The sequence below is a fragment of the Microbacterium pasadenense genome, assembly GCF_047246565.1.
Classification (GTDB): domain Bacteria; phylum Actinomycetota; class Actinomycetes; order Actinomycetales; family Microbacteriaceae; genus Microbacterium.
The window spans coordinates 1-5,539 of sequence record NZ_JBFOKN010000007.1; the positions used below are offsets into that span (position 1 = coordinate 1).

General features: G+C 54.6%; 3 rRNA genes. All 3 read right to left on the bottom strand.

What is annotated here, in order from left to right:
- Positions 1 to 55 precede the first annotated feature (55 nt).
- Positions 56 to 172 (bottom strand): 5S ribosomal RNA (gene rrf / locus AB3M83_RS13335).
- Positions 173 to 274: 102 nt separating this feature from the next.
- A 23S ribosomal RNA gene (locus AB3M83_RS13340) occupies positions 275 to 3,381 on the bottom strand.
- Positions 3,382 to 3,765: 384 nt separating this feature from the next.
- A 16S ribosomal RNA gene (locus tag AB3M83_RS13345) occupies positions 3,766 to 5,288 on the bottom strand.
- The 16S, 23S and 5S rRNA genes sit together here, the layout of an rRNA operon.
- Between the last annotated feature and the right edge of the window lie 251 nt (positions 5,289 to 5,539).

The following is a 5,539-nucleotide window of genomic DNA, read 5'->3' on the forward strand; positions in this document are numbered from 1 at the left end:
GTGTTGTTAACGAGAAATGGCCACCCAGCGATGGGTGGCCATTTCACGAAAAGAAGTCCGGCGGTGTCCTACTCTCCCACAGGGTCCCCCCTGCAGTACCATCGGCGCTGTGAGGCTTAGCTTCCGGGTTCGGAATGTAACCGGGCGTTTCCCTCACGCTATGGCCGCCGAAACACTATTGATGTTTCAATCAAGCATAACAAAGTCATTGTCATGCGGTTCTCGACCGTACATCGAGAACCACTCAGTGGACGCAAGCACCAAAAACGGTGATGTTATCAAGTCATCGGCTTATTAGTACCGGTCAGCTTCACGTGTTGCCACGCTTCCACATCCGGCCTATCAACCCAGTAGTCTGGCTGGGAGCCTCTCACCCGAAGGTATGGAAATCTCATCTTGAGGCCGGCTTCCCGCTTAGATGCTTTCAGCGGTTATCCATCCCGAACGTAGCTAACCAGCGGTGCTCTTGGCAGAACAACTGGCACACCAGAGGTTCGTCCAACCCGGTCCTCTCGTACTAGGGTCAGATCCTCTCAAATTTCCTACGCGCGCAGCGGATAGGGACCGAACTGTCTCACGACGTTCTAAACCCAGCTCGCGTACCGCTTTAATGGGCGAACAGCCCAACCCTTGGGACCTACTCCAGCCCCAGGATGCGACGAGCCGACATCGAGGTGCCAAACCATGCCGTCGATATGGACTCTTGGGCAAGATCAGCCTGTTATCCCCGAGGTACCTTTTATCCGTTGAGCGACAGCGCTTCCACAAGCCACTGCCGGATCACTAGTCCCGACTTTCGTCCCTGCTCGACCTGTCAGTCTCACAGTCAAGCTCCCTTGTGCACTTACACTCGCCACCTGATTGCCAACCAGGTTGAGGGAACCTTTGGGCGCCTCCGTTACTTTTTGGGAGGCAACCGCCCCAGTTAAACTACCCACCAGGCACTGTCCCTGAACCGGATCACGGTTCGAAGTTAGATATCCAGAGTGACCAGAGTGGTATTTCAACAATGACTCCACGGTAACTGGCGTCACCGCTTCAAAGTCTCCCACCTATCCTACACAAGCCACACCGAACACCAATACCAAGCTGTAGTAAAGGTCACGGGGTCTTTCCGTCCTGCTGCGCGTAACGAGCATCTTTACTCGTAATGCAATTTCGCCGAGTTCGCGGTTGAGACAGTTGGGAAGTCGTTACGCCATTCGTGCAGGTCGGAACTTACCCGACAAGGAATTTCGCTACCTTAGGATGGTTATAGTTACCACCGCCGTTTACTGGGGCTTAAATTCTCAGCTTCGCCTTGCGGCTAACCGGTCCTCTTAACCTTCCAGCACCGGGCAGGCGTCAGTCCGTATACATCGTCTTGCGACTTGGCACGGACCTGTGTTTTTAGTAAACAGTCGCTACCCACTAGTCTCTGCGGCCTCCAAACGCTTTCGGAGCAAGTCCTAATACGTCGAAGGCCCCCCTTCTCCCGAAGTTACGGGGGCATTTTGCCGAGTTCCTTAACCACGATTCTCTCGATCTCCTTGGTATTCTCTACCTGACCACCTGAGTCGGTTTGGGGTACGGGCAGCTAGAACCTCGCGTCGATGCTTTTCTTGGCAGCATAGGATCACCCACTTTTTATCCGCATCGTGTCTCAGCCTGTATGAGGAACGGATTTGCCTATTCCTCGGCCTACGCACTTGCCCCGGGACAACCATCGCCCGGGTTGGGCTACCTTCCTGCGTCACACCTGTTAATACGCTAGCCGCACCAGCATGGGGTCGAGCGTTCGCTCAGACGTCATCACCCCGAAGGGATCCGAACATTCCGAGTTAGGACTCTTAGCACCACTGGATTAGCTTGGGCGGTTCTTCGCCGGTACGGGAATATCAACCCGTTGTCCATCGACTACGCCTGTCGGCCTCGCCTTAGGTCCCGACTTACCCAGGGAAGATTAGCTTGACCCTGGAACCCTTGGTCTTTCGGAGGACGTGTTTCTCACACGTCTTTCGCTACTCATGCCTGCATTCTCACTCGTGTAGCCTCCACGGCTGGTTCACACCGCCGCTTCGCTGGCCACACGACGCTCTCCTACCCATCAACACGGCTGGACCACGAAGGCCTACCAAAAATGTCAATGCCACAACTTCGGTGGCGTGCTTGAGCCCCGTTACATTGTCGGCGCGGAATCACTTGACCAGTGAGCTATTACGCACTCTTTCAAGGGTGGCTGCTTCTAAGCCAACCTCCTGGTTGTCAAAGCAACTCCACATCCTTTCCCACTTAGCACGCGCTTTGGGACCTTAGTTGGTGGTCTGGGTTGTTTCCCTCTCGACTATGAAGCTTATCCCCCACAGTCTCACTGCTGCGCTCTCACTTACCGGCATTCGGAGTTTGGCTGACGTCAGTAACCTTGTAGGGCCCATCGGCCATCCAGTAGCTCTACCTCCGGCAAGAAACACGCAACGCTGCACCTAAATGCATTTCGGAGAGAACCAGCTATCACGAAGTTTGATTGGCCTTTCACCCCTATCCACAGCTCATCCCCTCAGTTTTCAACCTAAGTGGGTTCGGTCCTCCACGACGTCTTACCGTCGCTTCAACCTGGCCATGGATAGATCACTTCGCTTCGGGTCTAGGACATGCGACTGAATCGCCCTATTCAGACTCGCTTTCGCTACGGCTACCCCTCTCGGGTTAACCTCGCCACATATCGCTAACTCGCAGGCTCATTCTTCAAAAGGCACGCTGTCACCCCTACTAAGGAGGCTCCAACGGTTTGTAAGCAAACGGTTTCAGGTACTATTTCACTCCCCTCCCGGGGTACTTTTCACCTTTCCCTCACGGTACTTGTCCGCTATCGGTCATCTGGGAGTATTTAGGCTTATCAGGTGGTCCTGACAGATTCACACGGGATTTCTCGGGCCCCGTGCTACTTGGGATACTCTTCGCGTCAAGAGAAGCATTTCGACTACGGGGTTGGCACCCTCTATGACCCGCCTTTCAATGCGGTTCGTCTATACCTTCTTGTAACGCCGACAGATCGGCAGACCTGTCTGAAAAGTCCCACAACCCCGAATACGCAACTCCTGCCGGATATCACACGTACTCGGTTTAGCCTGTTCCGGTTTCGCTCGCCACTACTAACGGAATCGCGGTTGCTTTCTCTTCCTGTGGGTACTGAGATGTTTCACTTCCCCACGTTCCCTCTACCCGCCCTATATATTCAGGCGGGAGTCACTAGGTCGGCACGCCGCCCAGCGGGGTTTCCCCATTCGGACATCCTCGGATCACAGTGTGCTTATCCACTCCCCGAGGCTTATCGCAGATTGCTACGTCCTTCTTCGGCTCCAGATGCCAAGGCATCCACCGTTTGCTCTTAAAGACTTGAAATCATCATGAGTTTGAATCGTCAATCGAAATTGACTAATGATCTTTAAGATCATCTTTCTGAACTGACTTGCGTCAGAACAAAGATGCTCGCGTCCACTGTGTAGTTCTCAAAGTACGGGCGGTACCTCCCCCGCTCACCCATCCGGGCAGCCAGGAAAGGCCCTGAGGTTGACTGCGACCCGAAGGCCACACCCGGTCCCTCAGGACCCAACAGCGTGCATGTGCCGGCAGCCTCACCCCGAACCGTTCCAGACCCGAAGGCCGTACTGAGCTCGAAGATCAACCCTCCGACACCTCATCAAATGTTCCACCCATGAGCTCCCCGCAGAGACATTCGCTCTGATCGGGGGCCTGGACAGTCAAAGACTGCCAGATGCTCCTTAGAAAGGAGGTGATCCAGCCGCACCTTCCGGTACGGCTACCTTGTTACGACTTAGTCCTAATTACCGATCCCACCTTCGACGGCTCCCTCCACAAGGGTTGGGCCACCGGCTTCAGGTGTTACCGACTTTCATGACTTGACGGGCGGTGTGTACAAGACCCGGGAACGTATTCACCGCAGCGTTGCTGATCTGCGATTACTAGCGACTCCGACTTCATGAGGTCGAGTTGCAGACCTCAATCCGAACTGGGACCGGCTTTTTGGGATTCGCTCCACCTCGCGGTATTGCAGCCCTTTGTACCGGCCATTGTAGCATGCGTGAAGCCCAAGACATAAGGGGCATGATGATTTGACGTCATCCCCACCTTCCTCCGAGTTGACCCCGGCAGTATCCCATGAGTTCCCACCATTACGTGCTGGCAACATAGAACGAGGGTTGCGCTCGTTGCGGGACTTAACCCAACATCTCACGACACGAGCTGACGACAACCATGCACCACCTGTTTACGAGTGTCCAAAGAGTTGACCATTTCTGGCCCGTTCTCGTATATGTCAAGCCTTGGTAAGGTTCTTCGCGTTGCATCGAATTAATCCGCATGCTCCGCCGCTTGTGCGGGTCCCCGTCAATTCCTTTGAGTTTTAGCCTTGCGGCCGTACTCCCCAGGCGGGGAACTTAATGCGTTAGCTGCGTCACGGAATCCGTGGAATGGACCCCACAACTAGTTCCCAACGTTTACGGGGTGGACTACCAGGGTATCTAAGCCTGTTTGCTCCCCACCCTTTCGCTCCTCAGCGTCAGTTACGGCCCAGAGATCTGCCTTCGCCATCGGTGTTCCTCCTGATATCTGCGCATTCCACCGCTACACCAGGAATTCCAATCTCCCCTACCGCACTCTAGTCTGCCCGTACCCACTGCAGGCCCGAGGTTGAGCCTCGGGATTTCACAGCAGACGCGACAAACCGCCTACGAGCTCTTTACGCCCAATAATTCCGGATAACGCTTGCGCCCTACGTATTACCGCGGCTGCTGGCACGTAGTTAGCCGGCGCTTTTTCTGCAGGTACCGTCACTTTCGCTTCTTCCCTGCTAAAAGAGGTTTACAACCCGAAGGCCGTCATCCCTCACGCGGCGTTGCTGCATCAGGCTTTCGCCCATTGTGCAATATTCCCCACTGCTGCCTCCCGTAGGAGTCTGGGCCGTGTCTCAGTCCCAGTGTGGCCGGTCACCCTCTCAGGCCGGCTACCCGTCGACGCCTTGGTGAGCCATTACCTCACCAACAAGCTGATAGGCCGTGAGCCCATCCCAGACCGAAAAATCTTTCCAACTGCTGACCATGCGGTCGCAGCTCATATCCAGTATTAGACGCCGTTTCCAGCGCTTATCCCAGAGTCCGGGGCAGGTTGCTCACGTGTTACTCACCCGTTCGCCACTGATCCACAGAGCAAGCTCTGCTTCACCGTTCGACTTGCATGTGTTAAGCACGCCGCCAGCGTTCATCCTGAGCCAGGATCAAACTCTCCGTAAAAGAAAAATGCATACAATCACCGGAAAAAGGCGAAAGCAGCGAGTTTGAACTGACCAAAAAGATAAATCATTGCTGACTATCCATAACGCCAACCCTCAAAAAAGAGGATTGGACTTGATCCAAAGGAATCTCACCTCAGCCGAAGCTGAAGTCGAGGTTATTTGGCATTTGACAAGTGCACGCTGTTGAGTTCTCAAGGATCGGATGCTCCCACCTCCACCCTCCCGGGCTTCACTGTGGGGCAACTTCTC